This is a genomic window from Micromonospora sp. NPDC005220, from assembly GCF_040607895.1.
In the GTDB taxonomy this organism is placed as follows: domain Bacteria; phylum Actinomycetota; class Actinomycetes; order Mycobacteriales; family Micromonosporaceae; genus Micromonospora.
Genome location: NZ_JBEXHP010000056.1, coordinates 15960 through 37669 on the forward strand (window position 1 = coordinate 15960; position 21710 = coordinate 37669).

Consider the following 21710-nt stretch of genomic DNA (forward strand, 5'->3'; position numbering starts at 1 on the left):
CGCCGCTGGATCAATGTCGCCAGGTCATGTCCGCGATGCTAGACAAGTCGCCCGGCCGAGGCCAGCGCTTTCGGCGTGCCGGAGAACGCGAGGCGGGGCGGGATCAGCTCGATCCCGCCCCGCCGTACCGCTGGGTGTCAGCGCCGGTCGACCGGCGGAATGACAGTGGTGGCCTCGCTGTCGTCGCTGGCACGCTGCCCGGGGATCGCGCGGTCGGTGCCGCCGGTGACCACCTGGGTCGTGTCGGGGTCGGCACCGGCGCCCACCACCTGCGTGACGTCCGGGTCGGCCGAGCCGCTGACCACCTGGGTGGTGTCGTCGGTTCCGGAGCTGACCGGGAGGTGAACGACCTGGGTGGCCTCCGGGTCGGCCGGCCGGGTCACCACCTGGGTGGCGTCGGCGTCGGCGGGCCGGGTCACCACCTGGGTGGCCTGCGCCTCGCTGGTGGTGGTCGACCGGCGGGCCAGCTCCGCCTCGGCGTCGCGGCGGCCGGCCCGGTACGCCTGGGCGTGCTCGGCGATCAGCCGCGACTCCTGCTCGGCGCGGGTCAGCCACGACTCCCAGCGGCTCTGCATCGGACGGATCAGGCCCCCGCCGACACCGACGACGAGAATGCCGCCGATCGTGGCCAGCACGGCGATCAGCACGGGAGTGGTGACCGCGGTGGCCACGCCGATCTGGTTCAGCGCGGCGATGACGCCGAGGCCGAGGATGAACACCGAGGCGATGGTGGCCAGCACCCGGCCGTACGACAGGCCGCCGAGCGCGCCGCTGATGATGTCCTTGACCGCGTTGGCGATGGCGGCGGCCACCACGACGATGACGATCGCGACGAAGGCACGGGGCAGCCACGAGATCACCGCGCCGAGCAGGTCGGAGATCGGGTTCGGCCCCCAGATGCCGAAGGCGAGCTGAAGGGTGAACAGCAGCACCGCGTAGTAGGCCAGCTTCGCGACGATGTCGCTGGCGTCGTACCGGGAGCGACTCAGCGCGCGGCGGATGCCGCCGCGCTCGACGGCGCGGTCGAAGCCCACCCGTTCGAGGACCTTCTCCACGATCTTCAGTACGGCCTTGGCGATCAGCCATCCGGCCACCAGGATCGCCAGGAAGGCGACGGCCTTGGGCAGGAAGAGCATCACCGAGCGGAGAGCGTCACCCACCGCGTCGCTGACGTTGTCACTCATCTGGTCATTCCTTAAGGGGCAGCCGGCACGGTCAGCCCTCGACCTACCCCCGCCGCGCGGCGCGGAAACGCCTGTGATCACGTGGCCTGCCGGCCCTCTGGCGCGCGGACGAGTCTTGGCAATATTCTTCGGAGTGCGTGCGGCCACTGGAGCTACTTTTCATCCCCCCGCCGTCGGCCGCAGGAGGAGATGCCATGCACGTCGACCATTCCGAAGTGGCTCGCCGGACGCTGCTGCGGGCCGGTCTCGGTGCCGCCACGGTCGCCGTCGTCGGGAGCGAACTCGCCTTCCCGCACGCGGCGCAGGCCGCTCCGGGCACGGACCTGGACTGGATCATCAGCTGTGATGAGTGGGCCGCCCGCCCACCGAAGGACCCGCTGTCGGTGAGCGCCATCGCCACCAACAAGATCATCGTGCACCACATGGCGTTCCCGAACGTCACCGACTACTCCCGTGAGCAGGCCGTCAAGCTGGCCCACGACTGCCAGGACCTGCACATCGACGGCAACGGCTGGTCGGACACCGGCCAGCACTTCACAGTGAGCCGCGGCGGCTACGTGCTGGAGGGCCGCCGGGGCAGCCTGGAACGCCTCGAAGCCGGCGACCGGCAGATGATCTCGGCGCACTGCCCGGGCGAGAACGGCCGGGCCATCGGCATCGAGAACGAGGGCACCTACGTCACCGAGACGCCGCCGAAGGCGTTGACCGACTCGCTGGTCAAGCTCTGCGTCGCGATCTGCCGGCAGTACGGGCTGCACGCGTACGACATCTTCGGCCACTGGGACTTCCGGACCACCGACTGCCCGGGCGCCGCCTTCTACCGGCAGTTCCCCGAGCTGCGGCGGCGGGTGCACGCCGCCCTCGGCACCAAGCTCGGCGACGTGCCGGCGCGCCGCTGGCCGGACCTGTGGCGCTTCGTCAACTCCCCCTCCGTCCGGGTGGTGCAGCACCTGCTCGCCCACCGGGGCTACCCGGTGACCGTCAGCGGCACGTTCGACGCCGCGACCGTCGCGGCCGTGCAGGACTGGCAGGCCCGCAACGGCATCCCGGTGGACGTGGACGCCACCCTCACCACGCCGACCTGGGAGACGCTGGCGCCGGAGCTGGACCAGCACGCGGCCGGAGCGCCGGTCACGGCCGTCCAGGAAATCCTGGCCACCAAGGGGTACGCGGTCACCGTCACCGGGGCGTACGACCACGCCACCCGGGCGGCGGTGCAGGACCTTCAGGCGCTGCACGGCCTGCCCCGCAACGGCAAGCTCAGCACGAGCACGTGGTGCACGGTCGTCGGCGGATCGGTCCGCGAGTCGTTCCGGCACCGCTGAGCCCGTGGTGGCGGTGCGGGGCGCACCCGCACCGCCACCGGCCAGCCCACCGGTTTGATCCGTCGCCAGGGCGGAAAGACTCCCCGGCATGACCTGGGCCCGTCGAGCCGTACCCGCTGTCGCCGCCGCCGTCGCGGCGCTCGCCGCGCGGGACCTGATCCAGCGCGACCACGCGCTACTGCGCAACTTCCCGGTCCTCGGCCGGGCCCGCTACCTGTTGGAGACGATCGGGCCGGAGCTTCGGCAGTACATCGTGGCCGGCAACGACGAGGAGCGGCCGTTCACCCGCGACCAGCGCCGTTGGGTGTACGCGTCGGCCAAGCAGGAGAACAACTACTTCGGCTTCGGCACGGACAACGACATCGAGTACACCTCCGGGTACCCGATCATCAAGCACCGCACCTTCGGCCGCGCCGTGCCACCGTCGTCCCCGACCGCCGGGCACGACGTGCGGTTGCCCTGCGCGAAGGTGCTCGGCGCGGCACGGGGGCGGGCTCGGGCGTTCCGACCGGAGTCGGTCGTCAACATTTCCGGGATGAGCTTCGGCTCGCTCTCCGGCAACGCCGTCACCGCGCTCAACAAGGGAGCGGCGCTCGCCGGCTGCCTGCAGAACACCGGCGAGGGCGGCCTGTCGCCGTACCACCGCAACGGCGGTGAGCTGGTCTTCCAGCTCGGCACGGCGTACTTCGGCTGCCGCGACGAGCACGGTCGGTTCAGTCTCGACCGGCTGAAGGACCTCGTGGCCGGCGCGCCGGTGCGGGCGCTGGAGATCAAGCTGAGCCAGGGCGCCAAGCCCAGCCTCGGCGGGCTGCTGCCCGGGGCGAAGGTGTCCGCCGAGATCGCCGCCACCCGGGGCATCCCGGCCGGTCAGGACTGCGTCAGCCCGTCCCGGCACGCCGAGTTCTCCGACTGCGACAGCCTGCTCGACTGGGTGGAACTGCTGGCCGCCGAGACGGGCCTGCCGGTCGGCATCAAGTCGGCGGTCGGCGACCTGGGCTTCTGGCAGGAACTGGCCACCCTGATGCGGGACACCGGCCGGGGCGTGGACTTCGTGACCATCGACGGCGGCGAGGGCGGCACCGGCGCCGCACCACTGATCTTCACCGACTCCGTCTCGCTCCCGTTCCAGCAGGGCTTCTCCCGGGTGTACAAGATCTTCGCCGAGCACGACCTGCACGAACAGGTGGTCTTCGTCGGCGGCGGCAAGCTCGGCCTGCCGGACAACGCCATCGTGGCGTTCGCGCTCGGCTGCGACCTGGTCAACGTCGGTCGGGAGGCGATGCTGTCGATCGGTTGCATCCAGGCGCAGAAGTGCCACACCGACACCTGCCCGACCGGCGTCGCCACCCAGAACGCGTGGCTGGCCCGCGGCCTGGACCCGACGTTGAAGTCGGTCCGGGCGGCCAACTACCTGCGGACGCTGCGCCGGGACCTGACCAAGGTCGCCGAGGCCTGCGGCGTCGAACACCCCGGCCTGATCGGGACCGACGCCGTGGAGATCCTGACCGGCCGCACCGGCTCCACCCCACTGCACGAGGTGTACGGCTACCGGCCGGAATGGGGGCTGCCCTCGCCCGCCGATCAGGCGGAGATCATCCGGCTCATGGTTCCGGAGGCGCCCCAGGGCGGCAGCGCCCCGCCGTCAGCCACCGCCGTCGGCTGAGATCACGGCGCGAGGCCGGACCGCGAGACCGGGCCGCGAGACCGGGCCGCGGAACCGGGCCGCGGAACCGGGCCGCAGCTTCCTGATGAGCCTGATGACGGTGCGGCATATTGATGCCGGACAGTCATCACGCGTTTCCGGGCCATGGCCGCCCGCGCTGCGGTCGGGCATGACGACGGCGGGCGAAAAGCCGTGGAGCGGACGAGACACCGCGCCTATGGTGGCGCGGTGCTGATCAGACGCGAGACACCCGCCGACATCGACGCCATCCGGGCCGTCCATACCGCCGCTTTCGCCAAGGCCGACGGCAGTGCTGACGTACCCGTCGAGGCCACGCTGGTCGACGCGCTCCGCGTCGACCAGGGGTGGCTGCCCGCGTACTCCCTGGTGGCGGCCGATTCGGACGGCCAGGTGGTTGGTCACGTGGTCGCCACCCGCGGCCTGGTGGGCGGTGCGGCGGTGGCGTTGGGCCTGGGGCCGCTGGGCGTGCTGCCCGGGTGGCAGCGGCGCGGGGTCGGCAGCGCGTTGATGCACGCGGTGCTCGGCGCGGCCGACGCGCGAAACGAGCCGCTGGTGGTGCTGCTCGGGCACCCGGACTACTACCCGCGTTTCGGGTTCCGGCCCGCCGTCGAGCTGGGCGTCACCGCGCCGCAGCCGTGGGGGCCGCAGTACTTCATGGCTCGACCGCTGCACGCGTGGAACGAGTCGATCCGGGGCGAGTTCCGCTACGCCAGCCCGTTCGACGACCTGTGAACCCACCGCGCATCCGCCGACGGCGCGCCACCGACCTGGACGGCTGCGTCGCGGCGCTCGCCGAGGTTCACCGGGTCGACAGGTACCCGCTGAACTGGCCGGCCGACCCGCACCGCTGGCTCCGCGAGCCGCACCCGGCGCGGGCCTGGGTGGCCGTCGATGACGACGCTTCCGTGGTGGGGCACATCGCCGTGCATCGGGTGCCCGACCCGGCGGGCGGGGCGTTGGCCCAACCGACGGCCGAAGTGGCTCGGCTCTTCGTGGTGCCGAAAGCCCGGGGGTTGGCGCTGGGCAGCGCGCTGCTGGACCGGGCCCGCCGGTGGGCGGACAAACGCGCAACGGACCTGGTGCTGGAGGTGGCCGCCGGTGACACCGCGGCCGCCGCGCTGTACGAGCGCGCAGGGTGGCGGAGCGTCGGCACCAGCACGGCACCATGGACCGCCCCCGACGGCGGCCCGGTGTCGCTGCGCCACTACACGCTGCGTCATCGCGCGCCTGGCTCCGACGTCGCACCGGCCAGCACCGCGAGGCGACGGGCGAGCCGGCCCGCGGCCTCGCGCAGGTCGGGAGGCTCCAGCACCTCCATTTCGTGATCCAGGCGGGCGAGGTGCGCGGCGAGCCAGTCCAGGCTGTCGCCGCCGAGGACCAGCACGGACCACCCGTCGCGGTCGTCCTCGACCCGCCCCACCTGGGGTGGGACCACCTCACGCACCCGGTCGGCCGGGGCGTGCACGCGCACCCGGGCGAGGTACCGATACGGTGCCCCGGTCACCGCCCGTTGCACGAAGGCGACCGGATCCGGGTGCTCGCATGCCGGGAAACGCCAGGTCGTGGCCGCCGCCGAGCGCATCCGGTCCAGCCGGAAGGTACGCCAGTCGTCGCGGTCGACGTCCCAGGCCATCAGATACCAGCGGCGGCCGGTCGTGACCATCCGAACCGGCTCGACCGTCCGTTCCTGCTCGGCAGCGTCCCGACCGAGGTAGTGGAATCGCACGCGCACCCCGTCTCGGCAGGCCCGCGCGAGCGTCACCAACAGCTCCGCGTCGATCTCGGCGACCGGGCCGATGAGGGTGTCGGTGGCGCCGTGCACCGCCCGCACCTCGGCGCGCAGCCGCGACGGCATCACCTGGTCGAGCTTCGTGAGCGCCCGCAGCGCCGCCTCGCTGGCCCCGGCGACCGTGCCCCCGGAGGCGAGCCGCAGGGAGACCGCCGTGGCGATCGCCTCCTCGTCGTCGAGGAGCAACGGCGGCAGTCGGGTGCCCGCGCCGAGTTGATAGCCGCCGCCGACGCCGGACACGGCGTGCACGGGGTAGCCGAGTGTCCGCAGACGCTGCACGTCGCGGCGCACGCAGCGGCCGGTGACGCCCAGCTCGGCGGCGAGCTCGGCGGCCGTCCAGGACAGTCGCCGTTGCAGCAGCGCCAGCAGACGCAGCACCCGTTCGGTCGTCGCCTCGACGGTCACTCGTCGATCGTTGCACGGATAGCGGAACGAACCTGTCCGCTATCTGCGAGAGGCTGGGATCATGACCGATCAGATCAGGAAGCAGGAGGTCACCGTGATCCGCGACGTGCAGATCACGGTCGACTGCGCCGACCCGGCCGGGTTGGCCACGTTCTGGGCCGAGGCCCTCGGCTACCAGGTGCAGGCCCCACCCGGCGACTTCGAGTCCTGGGACCAGGCACTGGAGGCGATGGGTGTGCCGCCGGAGAACCGCAACGACGCGTCAGCGGTGGTCGACCCGGAGGGCTCGCGGCCCCGGCTGTTCTTTCAGCGGGTGCCGGAGCACAAGCAGGTGAAGAATCGCGTCCACCTCGACGTACGCGCGGCCCCCGGGCTGGCGGGCGACGAGCGGATGGCGGCCCTGGAGGTGGAGGCCGAACGGCTCATGTCGCATGGCGCCAAGCGGCTCAGTCGGCACGAACCCACTCCCCCGTTGGGCGCCGGTCACCTCATCATGGCCGACCCCGAAGGCAACGAGTTCTGCCTCGACTGATCGGGCGTTCGCCCAGCTCACTGCCAGACCGGCCGGGCGCCATGCGAACATGTGTACGTGTCGCCCGGCGCCAGCATCCTGCACGCCGACCTGGACGCGTTCTACGCGTCGGTCGAGCAGCGCGACGACCCGCGCCTGCGTGGGCGACCGGTGATCGTCGGTGGCGGTGTGGTGCTCGCGGCCAGTTACGAGGCGAAGGCACGGGGCGTGCGCAGCGCCATGGGCGGCCGGCAGGCGCGTCGACTGTGCCCGGACGCGATCGTCGTGCCTCCCCGGATGTCGGCGTACACGGCGGCGAGCCGCGCGGTCTTCGAGATCTTCCGGCAGACCACCCCGCTGGTCGAGGGGCTCTCCATCGACGAGGCGTTCCTGGACGTGGGTGGTCTGCGGCGGTTGGTCGGGCCACCGGCCGAGATCGCCGAGCGGCTGCGCCGGGAAATCCGCGACCGGGTCCAGCTGCCGATCACGGTGGGCGTGGCCCGCACGAAGTTCCTGGCCAAGGTCGCCAGCGGGGTGGCCAAGCCGGACGGCCTGCTGGTGGTCGCGCCCGACGCCGAGCTGGCCTTCCTGCACCCCCTGCCGGTGGAACGGCTCTGGGGCGTCGGCCCGGTCACGGCCGCCAAGCTGCGGGAACGCCGGATCAGCACGGTCGGTGAAGTGGCTCGGCTCGGGGAGGCGGCGCTGGTGTCGCTGCTCGGTGCGGGTGCCGGCCGGCACCTGCACGCCCTGGCGCACAATCGCGATCCCCGGGCGGTGCAGGTGGGCCGGCGGCGCGGTTCGATGGGCGCGCAGCACGCGTTGAGTCGCACCCCGCACGCCTCGACCGAACTGGACGCGATCCTCGCCGGCCTGGTCGACCGCGTCAGCCGGCGGATGCGTGCGGCCGGGCGATCCGGCCGCACGGTGGTGCTGCGACTGCGCTTCGGCGACTACACCCGGGCGACCCGCTCGCACACGATCGGCAAGGCGACGGCGGACACGACGCCGCTGCTCGCCGCCGCGCGTGCGCTGTTGCGCGCCGCGCTGCCCGAGATCGATCGCCGTGGTGTCACACTGCTCGGTGTCTCGGTGGGCAACCTCGATGACAACCCGGTGCAGCCGGAGCTTCCGTTCCAGCCGGACCCAGGGTCCGATCTGGACGCCGCGGTGGACGCGGTCCGCGACCGGTTCGGATCAGCGGCACTCACCCGGGCGGTGTTGCTGGGTCGGGAGCCGGGCGTGGAGATGCCGCTACTGCCGGACTGACCGATACGCGTGCGGTGTCCGCGGCCGAGCTGCGACCAGGGACACATCACAGCAGGTCGGCGGTTTAACCGGCGGCTGACGGGTGACCCTTGAGGGGTACAGCCTGACGAGGGGGGCCACCATGTCCGACGACAGCAGCAACCGGCCGAGCCGCACCGCCGAGCGTCCGCACGACGTGACCGACCCGCTGCTCTGGCAGCTGGCGGTCGACGTGCTGAGCGCCCACGAGCCGGACGACGAGGGTCAGTGCCACAACCTGCAGTGCGCCGGGCAGCCCTGGCCGTGCGCGGCACGCACCGGCGCCGAGCAGTCACTGCGCCTGGCCCGCAGCACGCCCGCGTCGGTCGAGCTGGCCATCGACGACGACAACGACGAGGTCGGGACGGGCTGGCCCGCCCAGAGCGGCGTACCGGCCCCCCGGCGGGGCTGGAACGCGGGCTCGGCAGCGGCGCAGCGGGGAACGAAGGCCGCCTCCGCGGCCTGACGGCTGCGCATTGTCCTACCCGAACGCTCGGCCGGGTGATCCGGCCGAGCGTTCGCCTGTCATCGCGCCGTACGACCCCGGTCAGGACCCGGTCGTCTGGTACTGGCGCAGCGCCGCTTCGGCGAGCTGGCCCAGGTACCTGTCACCACCTGGCTTGTTGCCCTCCTCCTGAACGACGACCAGCGTGGTTCCGATCCGAACGAGGACGCTGTCACATTCCAGCGTGTCAGCACCGTTCGTGGCGCTGCACCTGAGGTGAATACTGTCGTCGCCCAACCGCGGCCCCGGCCCGACTGCGAAGCGGTGGCTGCCGCCCTGGTTGGAGGACGCGGCGGTGGGACAACGGCCGATGAAGGTTCGCAGGTCGCTCATCGCTCGTCGCGCGCCGTCGTCGGCGTAGGTCCGAAGGACCTCGGTGCCCACCCACAGGTCATCCGGACCCGCCTCATAGCTGAGGGTGGCCGCTGCCTTCGCCGACGGAGCCCCGCTCAGCTGCCTGCCCGACAGGAGCGGGATCATGCCCGGACAGGACCGCGCGACCGCTAAGCGTCGCTCCCCAGCGTCCGCCGACATGCCTGTGGCAATCTCCACGGTGAATCCGGGCGGTACCGAGTCCGTGGTGAGCAGGCGGGCGGACAACGCCGCGGAGTAGCCCGGACCGCCCGTTGGCGGAACCGCTGGGGACGGAGAGCGTGTGGCGGTGGCCGAACCCGTTGCCTGGGCCTTGGAGGGGATCGCTTCGCCCGGCGACCGATCCGGTGGCGAGCCGCACGCGCTCACCACGCAGACCGCGAGCACGCAGGCGGCCGACGTACGCAGCATCATTCTGAGCACCGCCCAGACTCCACCTCTCGTGCGGGACGCGTCAGGCTAGCACCGGGCGAGCGATCCCCCGTTCGCCTAGAGGGTGCGCGCCAGTCGGTCGGCGAGCGTCCGGGTGAAGCGGGCCGGGTCGGTCAGCTCACCGCCCTCGGCGAGCACCGCCAGCCCGTAGAGCAGCTCGGCGGTCTCGGTCAGGGCGCCGGGGTTGCTGCCCTGCTCGTGGGCCTTTCGCAGCCCGGACACCAGCGGGTGACCGGGGTTGATCTCCAGGATCCGCTTGGTCGGCGGGATCTCGTGCCCCATCGCCCGGTACATCTTCTCCAGGGTCGGGGTGAGGTCGTGGGCGTCGCCGACGACGCAGGCCGGTGAGGTGGTCAGCCGCGACGAGAGGCGAACCTCCCGGACGCTGTCGGTGAGGGTGGTCCCCAGCCAGTCGAGCAGCCCGGCGAACTCCTGTCGCTGCTGCTCGCGCTCGGCCTCGGCCTGCTGCTTCTCCTCGTCGGTGTCCAGGTCGATCTCGCCCTTGGCGATCGAGCGCAGCGGCCGCCCGTCGTACGTGCCGACCCGCTCGACCCACACCTCGTCGACCTGGTCGGTGAGGAGCAGCACCTCGTGACCCTTGGCCCGGAACGCCTCCAGGTGCGGAGAGTTTTCGATGGCGGCCCGGGACTCGCCGGTGGCGTACCAGATGTCGCTCTGCCCGTCCTTCATCCGCGACACGTAACCGGCCAGGTCGGTGGGCTCGGCCGGGTCGTTGGTGGAGGCCACCGACAGGAGGTCCAGCAGGGTGTCCCGGTTGTCGGTGTCGTCGATCAGCCCTTCCTTGACCACCGCGCCGAACTCGGTCCAGAAGGTACGGTAGCGCTCGGCGTGGTTGGCCTTGAGGTCCTTGACCGTAGCGAGGATCTTCTTGACCAGGCGGCGGCGGACGATCTGGATCTGCCGGTCCTGCTGGAGGATCTCCCGGGAGATGTTCAGCGACAGGTCGTGCGCGTCGACCACGCCCTTGACGAAGCGCAGGTAGGTCGGGACCAGCGCCTCGCAGTCGTCCATGATGAAGACACGCTTGACGTAGAGCTGGACGCCGCGGCGGCCCTGCGGGGAGAACAGGTCCAGCGGGGCGTGGCTGGGCAGGAACAGCAGCGCCTCGTACTCGAAGGTGCCCTCGCCCTTCATGTGCACGACCTCGAGCGGGTCGGCCCAGTCGTGACTGACGTGCTTGTAGAACTCGTTGTACTCGGCGGCGTCGACCTCGTCGCGGGGCCGCGCCCAGAGCGCCTTCATCGAGTTGAGGGTCTGCACCTCGCGGGTGGCAGCCTCGCCGTCGGCGCCGGGGCGCTCGACGCTCATCCGGATCGGCCAGGCGATGAAGTCGGAGTAGCGCTTGACGATCTCGCGGATGGTCCACTCGGCGGTGTAGTCGTGCAGGTTGTCCTCGGTGTCGGCCGGCTTGAGGTGCAGGGTCACCGTGGTGCCCTGCGGCGCCTCGTCGACCGCCTCGATCGAGTAGGTGCCCTCGCCGGTGGACTCCCAGCGGGTGCCGCCGGTCTCGCCGGCCTTGCAGGTCAGCAGGGTGACCCGGTCGGCGACCATGAACGCGGCGTAGAAGCCGACGCCGAACTGGCCGATGAGGTCCTGCTTGGCGTGGGCGTCGGCGGATTCGCGCAGTTGGCGCAGCAGCTCGGCGGTGCCCGACTTGGCGATCGTGCCGATCAGCTGGACGACCTCGTCGCGGGTCATCCCGATGCCGTTGTCCCGCACGGTGAGGGTGCGGGCGTCGCGGTCGATCTCCAGGGCGACGTGCAGGTCGTCGGTGTCGGCGACGAGGTCCTTGTCGACGAGGGTGGCCAGCCGGAGCTTGTCCAGTGCGTCGGACGCGTTCGAGATGAGTTCCCGCAGGAAGACGTCCTTGTTCGAATAGATCGAGTGGACCACCAGCTGGAGGAGCTGACGCGCCTCGGCCTGGAATTCCAACGTTTCGGCCTGGTTGCTCACACCGTCTCCCATCTCGGCTCGTGCGGAGGTTCGCGGAAAGGATACGAGTCGTCACCGGTCGGGTTGTGGCCGCGTCCGGGTCGTATTCCCGATCCGGCCAACCGCCCCGGTGATATAGCTGACTTTGCATAACAAAAGTTAGGCCGGATAGCGTGGCGGCCATGAAGATCGCTGGAAGCACCGCCTTCGTCACCGGCGCCAACCGTGGCTTCGGCCGTCACCTGGCCGCGGAACTCCTCGCCCGGGGCGCCACCGTCTACGCCGGCGCCCGCAATCCCGACAGCGTCGACCTGCCCGGCGTGACGCCGGTACGGCTGGACATCACCGACCCCGCGTCGGTGGCAGCCGCCGCCAAGCTGGCCGGCGACGTGAATCTGCTGATCAACAACGCCGGTATCGAGACCGGCACCGACCTGCTCGACGGCGACCTGGACCTCGTCCGGCTGGAGCTGGAGACCCACTACTTCGGCAACCTGTCGATGGTCCGGGCGTTCGCTCCGATCATCGCGGCCAACGGCGGTGGGACGATTCTCAACGTGCTCTCCGCGTTGTCCTGGGTCAACTTTCCCGGCATCGGGGCCTACGGCGCCGCGAAGTCGGCCGAGTGGGCCATGACCAACGCGCTGCGCGTCCAGCTCGCCGAGCGGGGCGTCCGGGTCGCCGGCCTGCACGTCGGCTACATGGACACCGACATGGCCGCCGGGATCGACGCCCCGAAGTCCGACCCGGCGGTGATTGCCCGGATCGGCGTGGACGGCATCGAGACCGACGCGTACGAGATCGTCACCGACGAGTTCAGCCGCCAGGTGCAGGCCGGGCTGGCCGGCGGCGTCGCCGCGCTCTACCCGCAGCTTCCCTGACCACGACGCGACGGGCCGCCGCCGGGAAGCCCCGGCGGCGGCCCTTTGTCGGGTACGCGGTCAGCTCGCCTGCAGCGTCACGTCGTCGATGACGAAGCTGGTCTGCAACGACGAGTCCTCGGTGCCGGTGAACTTCAGCGTCACCGTCTGCCCCGCGACGCTCGCCACGTTGAAGCTGCGCTGCACGTAGCCGGAGGCGGCGTTGAGATTCGAGTACGTGGCCAGGGTTGTCGAGCCCAGCTGCACGGTCAGCCGGTCGTACGCGGTGGAGGTGGTGGTCTCCGCGGTGTCGATGTGCAGCCAGAACGACAGCGTGTAGGTGGAGCAGCCGGCCGGCACCGTCACCGACTGGGACAGGGTGTCGGTGCGGGTGCTGCCGTACCCGTCGAGCCACGCCTTGTACGACCCGGTCCGGGCCGGCTGGCTGCTGGAGTTGGTGATCACGCCGGAGGACGCGGTCCACGGCGTGCTGCCACTCTCGAACCCGCCGTTGCCGATCACCTGACCCCCGGCGCAGCCGCCGGTGCCGGTCACGGTCAGCGTGAGGCTGGCGGTGCGGGTGACCGAGCCGGTGCCGGTGACCGTGATGGTGAAGGTGCCGGTCGTGGCGTTGGCCGAGGCGGCCAGGGTCACCGTGGCCGAGCCGCCCGAGGTCACCGACGACGGGCTGAACGAGACGCTGACCCCGCTGGGCGCACCGGAGGCGGAGAGGCTGACCGACTGCGCCGAACCGGAGGTGGTCGCGGTGGCGACCGTGGCGGTGGTGCTGGCGCCCTGCGCCACGGTGCGCGTGGTGGGGCTGACCGAGACGGAGAAGTCGTTGGTCGGGGTGCCATCGCCCACGGCGAGCTGCCACAGCGCGTACGCGACACCGTCGGCCGCCCGGTTCAGCACGGTGGCGCTGACGTTGGCGGTCGTGTCGCAGGACCGGTGGTAGCAGGAGTCGTAGGCGGCGTTCGCGGTGCCGCCCCACTTGGCCGCCTGGGCGCTGGTCTTGCGGGCGCTGGCGCCAGCCGCGTAACCCGAGGTGGGGATGCCGGCCTGCTGGAAGTAGTAGTCGTCGGAGCGACCCTGACCCTCGACGTTCTCCTCCGGTTGCAGGCCCAACGAGTCCCAGTACGCCTTCAACGGCGCGGCCGTGGTCGAGGTGACCCGGTTGATGAAGTAGCCGCCGTTGGTCGAGCCGACCATGTCGAAGTTGTAGTACCCCTTGATGTAGCCGCGCTGGGTGGCGTTGAGCGAGTTGACGTAGAACCGGGAGCCGTTGAGCCCCTGCTCCTCGTCGGTCCACCAGGCGAACCGGACCCGCTTGGTCATGGTCGGGTTCTGCGCGGCCAGGACCAGCGCGTTCTCCAGGAGGGTGGCCGAGCCGGTGCCGTTGTCGTTGATGCCCGGTCCGGCCGAGACGCCGTCCAGGTGGGCACCGAACATGACCACCTGATCGGCCGCGCCGCCGGGCCACTCGGCGATGAGGTTGTTCGAGGGGTAGGTGCAGCTGGAGCAGTACTGCTCGGTGACGGTGTAGCCGGCCGACTGGAGCCTGGTCTTGACGTAGTTGAGCGAGGCGGTGTAGCCGGCCGAGCCGGCCCGCCGGTTGCCACCGTTACTGGTGGCGATGGCGTTGAACTGGGTCAGGTGCGCCTGGACGTTGGTGACGGAGATGTCCGGTGCGGCCAGCGCGGCGGCGGCCGCGGCGATCGGCCGGGTCATCGTCGTCGCGGTCGGAGGTGACGCGGTCGCCGGCTGGGCGGCCAGCGTCACCGTCATTCCGGCGAACACGGCGAGCGCGGTTCCCGCGCTCAGCGTTCTGCCTCTCATGGGGGCTCCTCGGGGGTTGGAGAGATACCCGCGACACTTACAGATATCTATTCCTTGAGCATCGGTCGTTCGTCCCGAACCGCCGCCGATTCGACGGTGGGTACCGGCGTCAGCACAGGTGAGTAGAGGTGTCAAGATGGGTAGGTAGCGCGGCAGGGTCGTTGGGCCCGGAACGGGGGCTTGCGATGGGGTCGGATCGAGCGTGACACCACCCGGCAGTGACCTGTTCCTCGGCGGTGGTGACACCGGGCGGTTGTTGGCGGAGCTGGACTGGGCCCGTACTCCGCTCGGCCCGGTCAGCGGATGGCCGCAGAGCCTGCGCGCCGCCGTTCGGATGGTGCTCTCCTCCCGGTACCCCATGCTGCTGCTCTGGGGTGAGAGCTACACCCAGCTCTACAACGACGCCTACTCGGCGCTGATCGGCGACAAGCACCCCGCCGCGCTCGGCGACGACGTGCGGGTGACCCTCGCCGAGGGCTGGGACGTGCTCGCCCCGCTGATCGAGGACGCCATGGCGACCGGGGTGGCCAGCTGGGTCCCCGCGCTGCAACTGCTGCTGGAGCGGGCCGGCTACCGCGAGGAGGCGTACTTCAGCGTCTCGCACGCCCCGGCCCGCGACGACGACGGCCGCACCGTCGGCGTACTGACCGTGTGCAGCGAGGTCACCCAGCAGGTGGTCGGCGAACGCCGGCTCCGCCTCCTGCGCGACCTGTCCGTGCTCGGCGACGGGCGCACCGTCGACGTGGACGCCACCGGCGCTCGGCTGATCGACGTGATCGCCGGACACCCCCTGGACGTGCCGTTCGCCGCCATCTACCTGCGTGACGGTACGGCGCTGCGCCGGGTCGCCTGCACCGGCGTCGACCAGGGGCACGCCGGGGCCCTGCCGGACACTGTCGAGCTGGCCGACCCGGGCCCGCCCGGGTACGCCTGGGGGCTGACGGACGCCGCCGAGGGCCGGGCGACCCAGGTGACCGACGTCGCCGACCGGCTGCCGCTGCCCGCCGGCCCGTGGGACGACCCGGTCCGCACCGCGCTGGCGCTACCACTGCCCTCCGCCGACGAGGATCAGCCGCTCGGCGTGCTGCTGGTGGGGGTCAGCCCCAGCCGCGGGCTCGACGAGGCGTACCGCTCCTTCCACCAGCTCCTCGCCCAGCAGATCTCCGTGGCGGTGCGCAACGCCCAGGAGTACGAGGAGGAGCGGCGCCGGGTCGAGGCGATGGCCGAACTGAACCGGGTCAAGACCGACTTCTTCGCCAACGTCAGCCACGAGTTCCGTACCCCGTTGACCCTCATCCTCGGCCCGCTGACCGACGCCCTCACCGACGCCACCGCGCCGCTGGCAGCGGTCCAGCGGGAGCGGGTGGAGACCGGCTGGCGTAACGCCACCCGACTGTTGACGCTTGTCAACAGCCTGCTCACCTTCTCCAGCCTGGAGGCCGGTCGGGCCCGCAGCGACGCCCGGGTGGTCGACCTGGCCGCGCTCACCGCCGAACTGGCCGGGGTGTTCCGGGCCGCCGTGGAGCGGGCCGGGCTGACCCTTGAGGTGAGCTGCCCGCCGCTGCCCCGGCCGGTCGCGGTCGACCCGGTCAACTGGGAACGCATCGTCACGAACCTGCTCTCCAACGCCCTGAAGTACACGTTCATCGGCCACATCCGGGTCACCCTCGACGCCGACGACGAGGAGGTGCGCCTCACCGTCGCGGACACCGGCATCGGCATCGCGGAACGGGACCTGCCGAAACTCTTCGAACGCTTCCACCGGGTCCGGGGTGCCCGCTCGCGCAGCCACGAGGGCACCGGCATCGGCCTGGCGCTGGTGCACGAGTTGGCCCGGCTGGAGGGCGGCGACGTTCACGCAACCAGCCAGGTCGGCGTCGGCAGCAGCTTCACCGTGACGCTCCCCTGGTCGGCGGCGCACCGCATCGGCGTCACCGGGCCGGCGGTGGACGGGCGGGGTGACGCGGCCCGCGCCGCCGTCGAGGAGGCGATGGGCTGGCTCGCCGAACCGGGCGACGCGCTGACCGAGCCCGATCCCACGTCCGGGCGGGCCACGGACGAGCTGGCCGGAGCCCGGATCCTGCTCGCCGACGACAACGCCGACATGCGGGCGTACCTCACCCGGCTGCTCACCGGGCAGGGCTGGCGGGTGAGGGCCGTCACCGACGGGCAGCAGGCCCTCGACGAGATCCACCGCGACCTGCCGGACCTGGTCCTGACCGACGTGATGATGCCGGTACTGGACGGCTTCGACCTGGTACGCCGGCTACGCGCGGACCCGGTCACCCAGGCGCTGCCGGTGCTGGTGCTCTCCGCCCGTGCCGGCGGGGAGGCCAGCGTGGAGGGCTTGAACCTGGGCGCCGACGACTACCTGGTGAAACCGTTCGCCGCGGCCGAGTTGATGGCCCGGGTCCGGGCCAGCATCCGCCGAGCCCGCGACCGTACCCCGACGGCGGCTATCGGTGGCGACCCGGCGACGGACGCCGCCCCAGCGCCGTCGGCGCGTCCCGTCCCGGTCGACCTCGGAACGCCGGCCCCAGCGGCCGAACCGGTACACGACACGACAGTGGTCGCCGACCCACCGGCCGACCCGGACGGGCTGAACGACCCGGACGGGCTGGGCGACCTCCTGGACGTCGGGTGGACGTACCCGTCCGCACCCACCTCGGCCGCGGCGATGCGTCGGGACGTCCGGGCCACGCTGGGCGACCTGAACGTCGACCCGGACGTGCTGGAAGATCTCCTGCTCGCCGCCTCCGAGGCGATGAACAACGCCGTCGAGCACGCGCAGCGGCCCAGCCGTCCGGAGGTGCACCTGCGCGTCCAGCTGGGTGGCGGGCTGATCCGGATCTCGGTACGAGACTTCGGCACCTGGCGGGACCGCCGGCCGGCGATGGACCGGGGACGCGGCGCGTTGCTGATGAACGCCTACGGTGACGTGCGGCTGGTCTCCACCGCCGAGGGGACGACGGTGACCATCGAGCGTCGGCTGGCCTGAACGACCACCGGCCAGCCTGACCAGCCGTCAGAGCCGGCGGCCGCTGCTGTCGCGGGCGATGATGCCGTCCAACCGCTGCCCCGGCCTGAGCTGAGCCGGGTCGAACCAGAAGATCGTCACCTGCTTGTCGCCACTCCACCGAGCCAGCCGCGCGTCGACCTGCCGACCGTGCACCGTGCCGATGACCCGCTTGGCCGGACCGACGAAGTAGCCGAAGGTGGGCACCGGCGCGGCAGTTGAGCCCTCGTCGTACCCGATCTGGTGGAACCCGGCGCGACGGTCGCTGCCTTCGACGTCGTTGACCAGGATGTCCGTGCTCAGCGAGCCGTCCGGAGCTTGACGACCGGCGGCCAGTCCGATGGACACCTTGGGTGCTCCGGGCACCGACACCGCGACCATGTAGTAGACCCGCCGGTCGGCGCCGTGCCGCACCCCGCTGTCGATCAGTTGGCCCAGCGCCTTCGGCGGCGGGACGTCGCGGGCCATCGTCGGCGGCGGTGTGGGCTCCAGCGACTTCTCCACCGTCGGCGAGACACCGGCCGACGGCGGGGCGACGGCGATCGGCGGTGGGCGTTCGGTCGGCGCCGGACCGCCCGGCCCGGGGCCGCCGACCGCCACCACGACGACCACCGCGGCCAGGCCGGTCGCGAGCGTCGCCGCCCCGGCTCCGGCGACGCGCCGGCGGGTCCGCAACCGACGCCCCTCGCGCATCACGGTGGCCAGATCGAGCACGGCGTCGGGGCGCTCGGTCTCCCGCATGGCGTGGCGGAGCCGGTCCAGCTCGCTCATCGGCGCGCCTCCTCATCAGCCGTACGCGGCGCGGCGCTGCGCAACTTCTCCAGAGCTCGCGAGCTGGTGCTCTTGACCGTGCCGAGGGATACGGAGAGTTCCCGGGCCACCTGCGCCTCCGGCAGGTCGAAGTAGTAACGCAGCACGACGATGGCGCGCTCCCGAGGGCTGAGCGCGCCGAGGATGGTGATCAACCAGCGCCGGGTGGCCACGTCGTCGGCCACGTCGCCACGTCGCTGCTCCGGCACCTCGTCGGTCGGGTACTCCCGCAGCGGCCGCCGCCACCCGTCCACGAGATGGTTGACCAGCGTGCGGCGGGCGTACGCGTAGGCGTCGTCGTCATGGATCCGCGACCACGACGCGTAGGTGCGGACCAGGGCGGTCTGCGCGGCGTCCTCGGCCTGGTGGTGGTCGCCGGTCATCAGGAACGCGGCGTGCACCAGTCGCGCGGACGCCGCCCGCGCGAACTCCACGAAATCGGCGTCCCCCCGCGCCACCGCGAACCCTCCCCGTGCCACAGAGCTAGAGACGGGCGACGCCGCCGAAAGGTTGAGCCCGGATCACATCAACTTTTCGCCGCGGTCACCCGTCTTCTCCTCCGCGCCGCCGCCGAGCGACGCGCGAGGGGAGAGACATGTCGATGAAGGCTACCCGCCGCCGGGGTCCCGCCCGGATGGCGTCGCTGCTGCTGGTGGCGTTGCTCACCGGATGCGGTCTGCCGGCCACCGGGCAACCCGTCACCGACCCGGTCGCCGCCGGGCCACTGCCCGGCGGACCGTCGACAGCTGCCGCTCGGCCGATCGGCACCACCGAGATTCGGCCCAGCTCCGCGCTCGTCACCCCGGTCAGCTACCCCGCCACCGGGGGCAACCGCTGGTCGGTGGCGCCCGGCGAGAAGACGCCCGGACGCGCGACCGCCGGCCGGTTGCTGCGCTACCGGGTCGCCGTGGAGCGCGACATCCGGGGTTTGCCGGCGGCCGACATCGCCACGGCGATCACCACGACGTTGAACGACCCACGCGGGTGGACGGCGGGCGGAGCGTGGCGGCTGCGCCGGGTCGGTGCCGGCGAACCGACCGACTTCACCATCTACCTGGCCACCCCCGGCACCCGGGACACCCTCTGCCAGGACGCGCCGGACGCCTACACGTCCTGCCGCAACGGCGGCCGGGTGGTGCTCAACGTGGCGCGCTGGGTCAAGGGGGTGCCGGGTTACGGCGCGAGCCTGGACACCTACCGGCAGTACATGGTCAATCACGAGGTGGGGCACAAGCTCGGGTACGGCCACGAGCGGTGCCCCGGGCGGGGCCGGTCGGCGCCGGTGATGCAGCAGCAGACGCTCGGCCTGCACGGCTGCACCGCGAACGCCTGGCCGTACCCGAAGGGCGAGGTCCGCTACAGCGGGCCGGTCGGGGCGTACGACGACGAGATCCCCCGGCGTGAGGGCGGCTACTCGGCTCGCTGAGAGCGACGGCGGGGGCGCGCCCTCAGGTGCCCCGGCGGCGTTCCTGTTCGAGTCGCTCGTCCAGCCGGCCCATCTCGTAGATGGCGTTGAGGCTGGTCGGCAACCGGCTGACATTGTCCGGTGCCGGGCCGGGGTCTGGTGCCGGGCCGGAATCCGGTGCCGGGCCGGGATCGGGCATCTCGGTGGCGGCGGGGACCGCGGCGCGGCGGCGCAGGAGCAGCAGTGCCAGCACCGCGAGGAGCGCCACGACCAGCAGGTACGACACGGGTGGCCAGGCGGCGCGGGTGGGGTTGGCGAGCGCCGGCGGGGGCACCGGTGCGGGGGCGCCTCCGTCGCCCCGGGGCACGGCGGCTTCCCGGGTGTCGGTGCTCTCGGCAGCGGCGCGGCCATCGGGGGCGGCGGGTGCGGGGACAACCCCCGCCGACCCGACGGGCAGCGGGGTGGCGATGGACCGCTCCGGGCTGGGCGGACCGGCAACCGGTGATCGACTCGGCGTGGGCGCCCCGGTGGGGGTGACGCTCGGCCCGGGAGTGGCGCTCGGCGTGCCGCCGAGCAGGTCGTCGACGATCTGACCGACGCCACCGATGATGTCGCCGAGCGGATTCGCGGTGGCCGACGGGGACGGCGCGGGCGCGAGGGCTAGGGTCAGCGCGAGGACGACGACGGTAGGCATGAAGCCACCTCCGATGTGCCGATATGCCACGCACCGTACCGCGTTGTGGGATGCCGTGGGTGACGGCGGCACGCCGGGCGGGGGCGCGTCTGGCGCTCCCCCGCCCACACGGTCCCTGATGGTCAGACGGGCAGGCCACCGACCTGGGTGGAGATCCACGATCGGATCGACGGCAGGTCGACGTAGATGGACGGGCCGGTGGCGCAGGTGGAGTTGTTGTTGCCGGCCCGACTCGTCGCGCCGATCAGGTTCCACACTCCGTTGACCCGGCGTACCTGCGGCCCGCCGGAGTCGCCGTAGCAGGCGCCGGAGTTGCCGTTGGTGTTGTTGGTGCAGATCTCGTACGGGCCGTTGATCCCGGAGCACCGGCTGTCGGCCACGATGGACGTGTCCAGTTCGTTGGCCACTGCCGGGGCCGATCCGCAGCCCCGCGGGGCGCAGGTCTGTCCCCACCCGATGATCCGGGTGGCGGTGCCCACCGCACCGGAGGTGCTCGGGATCGGGGCCGGCGCGTACGTGACCGAGCTGGCCAGTTGCAGCAGCTTGACGTCGACGCTCGGGTGGTTGACGGCACGGGTCACCCGCACCACGGTCCCGCCGCTGGTGCGGTTGATGCTGCCCACCCGCACCGAGGCCGGCGTCGAACAGTGCTTGGCGGTGACTGCCCAGTTGGCCGTGATCAGCGTGCCGGTGCAGCCGGAGACGTACACCATGAAGGGGTAGTTCTCCGAGGCCGGCCGCCCGCCGACCACCGTCGGGCCGATGTCGGAGGCGCCGTTCCAGGTGTACGTCGTGCTGGCCGGCGCGGCCAGGGTGCCGGCGAACAGCGAGTTCACCTCGCTCGCCTCGGCCGAGCTGGGGTTCGCGTTGCGGCAGGAGACCGGGGCGCTGCTGCCGGACATCAGATCGGAGCAGAGTCCGGTACGCCGGTCCGGCAGACCCAGGATGTGGCCGAGTTCGTGGGCGGCGATGCGGTTGCGGTCGTAGCCCTGGTTGACGGCCGTGCGGCCCATCCAGATCCGGCCTGAGCCGAGGCCGGTCGGCTGCGCCCGGGGCCAGCCGTCGTCGACGTAGATGGTGATGCTGGCCGGGGTGCCGGCCAGGAGTCGGACGGTGCTGACCCGGCTGTTCCAGATCTGCGCCGCCTGGTCGAAGTTGGTACGGAACTCGCCGGTCCGGCTCGCGTCGTAGTAGACGGTCCGGACGGCGGCGGCCGGCGCGCCGGTGGCGAGCTGCATACCGGCTGCCGCCAGGATCGCCACCAGCATGGCCAGCGCCGCACGTCTCAGTTGTCCTCGGAACATCGGGCACTCCCCTGCCGTCGTCGGCGGCCATCGGCCACCGGGTCATCGATGCACGTAGATATTAATGTGACGGCGATCGATGTTCGGCATAGCGGAAGCGTCATACCGACGATGTGGCGACTGTTACGCAGCGGTTACCCCGCAGCGAAGCCGTCGTGGCCGGTTGTCGGCACGGTGACGGCAGAGGGTCACCGGCAGCGCCGCCGTGACGTGACCCCGACACCGAACGGAGAAACCACAATGAGGATCAGGAGCGCACTGACCGCGTTGGCGGTCGTCCTCGCCGGGCTGGTCGCCAGCGCCGGCAGCGGCGCCGCCGCGGGCACCACGACCGCGGC

At 71.8% G+C, this 21710-nt stretch carries 19 protein-coding genes; 10 read left to right on the plus strand and 9 right to left on the minus strand.

What is annotated here, in order from left to right:
- Positions 1-137: 137 nt before the first annotated feature.
- Entirely contained in the window at positions 138-1184 is a 1047-nt protein-coding gene (locus tag ABZU52_RS20445; protein WP_354972580.1) for a hypothetical protein, read from the minus strand.
- 194 nt (positions 1185-1378) lie between these two features.
- Between ABZU52_RS20445 and ABZU52_RS20450 the strand changes: the two genes are divergently transcribed.
- The 4 genes from ABZU52_RS20450 (at position 1379) to ABZU52_RS20465 (ending at position 5518) form a co-directional block, all read left to right on the plus strand.
- Positions 1379-2509, plus strand: coding sequence for an N-acetylmuramoyl-L-alanine amidase (locus ABZU52_RS20450; protein ID WP_354972581.1), 1131 nt, complete (start codon positions 1379-1381; stop codon positions 2507-2509).
- A gap of 88 nt (positions 2510-2597) precedes the next feature.
- The gene (locus ABZU52_RS20455; protein ID WP_354972582.1) at positions 2598-4172 is read left to right on the plus strand and encodes an FMN-binding glutamate synthase family protein; all 1575 of its coding nucleotides are present in this window, start codon (positions 2598-2600) and stop codon (positions 4170-4172) included.
- 228 nt (positions 4173-4400) lie between these two features.
- Positions 4401-4925, plus strand: a complete 525-nt coding sequence (locus ABZU52_RS20460; RefSeq protein ID WP_354972583.1) for an N-acetyltransferase — start codon at positions 4401-4403, stop codon at positions 4923-4925.
- Complete coding sequence (locus ABZU52_RS20465) at positions 4922-5518, plus strand: GNAT family N-acetyltransferase (protein ID WP_354972584.1); 597 nt, start codon at positions 4922-4924, stop codon at positions 5516-5518. Before ABZU52_RS20460 ends, ABZU52_RS20465 begins: the two co-directional genes overlap by 4 nt.
- Here the strand turns inward: ABZU52_RS20465 and ABZU52_RS20470 are convergent.
- Complete coding sequence (locus ABZU52_RS20470; RefSeq protein WP_354972585.1) at positions 5410-6387, minus strand: YafY family protein; 978 nt, start codon at positions 6385-6387, stop codon at positions 5410-5412. The two genes, ABZU52_RS20465 and ABZU52_RS20470, sit on opposite strands and share 109 nt — an antisense overlap.
- 61 nt (positions 6388-6448) lie before the next feature.
- Here ABZU52_RS20470 and ABZU52_RS20475 point away from each other — a divergent pair, with 61 nt between their 5' ends.
- The 3 genes from ABZU52_RS20475 (at position 6449) to ABZU52_RS20485 (ending at position 8648) form a co-directional block, all read left to right on the plus strand.
- Complete coding sequence (locus ABZU52_RS20475) at positions 6449-6919, plus strand: VOC family protein (RefSeq protein ID WP_354972586.1); 471 nt, start codon at positions 6449-6451, stop codon at positions 6917-6919.
- A 57-nt stretch (positions 6920-6976) separates the two neighbouring features.
- Positions 6977-8164, plus strand: coding sequence for a DNA polymerase IV (dinB, locus tag ABZU52_RS20480; protein ID WP_354972587.1), 1188 nt, complete (start codon positions 6977-6979; stop codon positions 8162-8164).
- Between the two features lie 121 nt (positions 8165-8285).
- Entirely contained in the window at positions 8286-8648 is a 363-nt protein-coding gene (locus ABZU52_RS20485) for a hypothetical protein (RefSeq protein WP_354972588.1), read from the plus strand.
- A gap of 81 nt (positions 8649-8729) precedes the next feature.
- On the opposite strand, the gene ABZU52_RS20490 is transcribed toward ABZU52_RS20485, so the two are convergent.
- The gene (locus ABZU52_RS20490) at positions 8730-9167 is read right to left on the minus strand and encodes a hypothetical protein (RefSeq protein ID WP_354972589.1); all 438 of its coding nucleotides are present in this window, start codon (positions 9165-9167) and stop codon (positions 8730-8732) included.
- Between the two features lie 381 nt (positions 9168-9548).
- Complete coding sequence (gene htpG, locus ABZU52_RS20495; protein ID WP_354972590.1) at positions 9549-11477, minus strand: molecular chaperone HtpG; 1929 nt, start codon at positions 11475-11477, stop codon at positions 9549-9551.
- A gap of 149 nt (positions 11478-11626) precedes the next feature.
- On the opposite strand from htpG, the gene ABZU52_RS20500 reads away from it, so the two are divergent.
- Complete coding sequence (locus tag ABZU52_RS20500; protein WP_354972591.1) at positions 11627-12325, plus strand: SDR family oxidoreductase; 699 nt, start codon at positions 11627-11629, stop codon at positions 12323-12325.
- A 60-nt stretch (positions 12326-12385) separates the two neighbouring features.
- Here ABZU52_RS20500 and ABZU52_RS20505 read toward each other — a convergent pair whose 3' ends face one another.
- Positions 12386-14143 carry a M28 family peptidase gene (locus ABZU52_RS20505; RefSeq protein ID WP_354972592.1) on the minus strand — a complete coding sequence of 586 codons (1758 nt, stop codon included), beginning with the start codon at positions 14141-14143 and terminating at the stop codon, positions 12386-12388.
- A gap of 202 nt (positions 14144-14345) precedes the next feature.
- Between ABZU52_RS20505 and ABZU52_RS20510 the strand changes: the two genes are divergently transcribed.
- Positions 14346-17141, plus strand: coding sequence for an ATP-binding protein (locus ABZU52_RS20510; protein ID WP_354972593.1), 2796 nt, complete (start codon positions 14346-14348; stop codon positions 17139-17141).
- A gap of 27 nt (positions 17142-17168) precedes the next feature.
- Here ABZU52_RS20510 and ABZU52_RS20515 read toward each other — a convergent pair whose 3' ends face one another.
- Both ABZU52_RS20515 and ABZU52_RS20520 read right to left on the minus strand, forming a co-directional pair.
- Positions 17169-17930 carry a hypothetical protein gene (locus tag ABZU52_RS20515; protein ID WP_354972594.1) on the minus strand — a complete coding sequence of 254 codons (762 nt, stop codon included), beginning with the start codon at positions 17928-17930 and terminating at the stop codon, positions 17169-17171.
- Positions 17927-18427, minus strand: coding sequence for a SigE family RNA polymerase sigma factor (locus ABZU52_RS20520; RefSeq protein WP_354972595.1), 501 nt, complete (start codon positions 18425-18427; stop codon positions 17927-17929). The genes ABZU52_RS20515 and ABZU52_RS20520 overlap by 4 nt, the downstream gene beginning before the upstream one ends.
- A 137-nt stretch (positions 18428-18564) precedes the next feature.
- On the opposite strand from ABZU52_RS20520, the gene ABZU52_RS20525 reads away from it, so the two are divergent.
- Positions 18565-19395 carry a DUF3152 domain-containing protein gene (locus tag ABZU52_RS20525; protein WP_354972596.1) on the plus strand — a complete coding sequence of 277 codons (831 nt, stop codon included), beginning with the start codon at positions 18565-18567 and terminating at the stop codon, positions 19393-19395.
- Positions 19396-19417: 22 nt separating this feature from the next.
- On the opposite strand, the gene ABZU52_RS20530 is transcribed toward ABZU52_RS20525, so the two are convergent.
- Together ABZU52_RS20530 and ABZU52_RS20535 are read right to left on the minus strand one after the other, a co-directional pair.
- Positions 19418-20068, minus strand: coding sequence for a hypothetical protein (locus tag ABZU52_RS20530; RefSeq protein ID WP_354972597.1), 651 nt, complete (start codon positions 20066-20068; stop codon positions 19418-19420).
- Between the two features lie 122 nt (positions 20069-20190).
- Complete coding sequence (locus ABZU52_RS20535) at positions 20191-21372, minus strand: snapalysin family zinc-dependent metalloprotease (protein WP_354972598.1); 1182 nt, start codon at positions 21370-21372, stop codon at positions 20191-20193.
- Positions 21373-21710 lie beyond the last annotated feature (338 nt).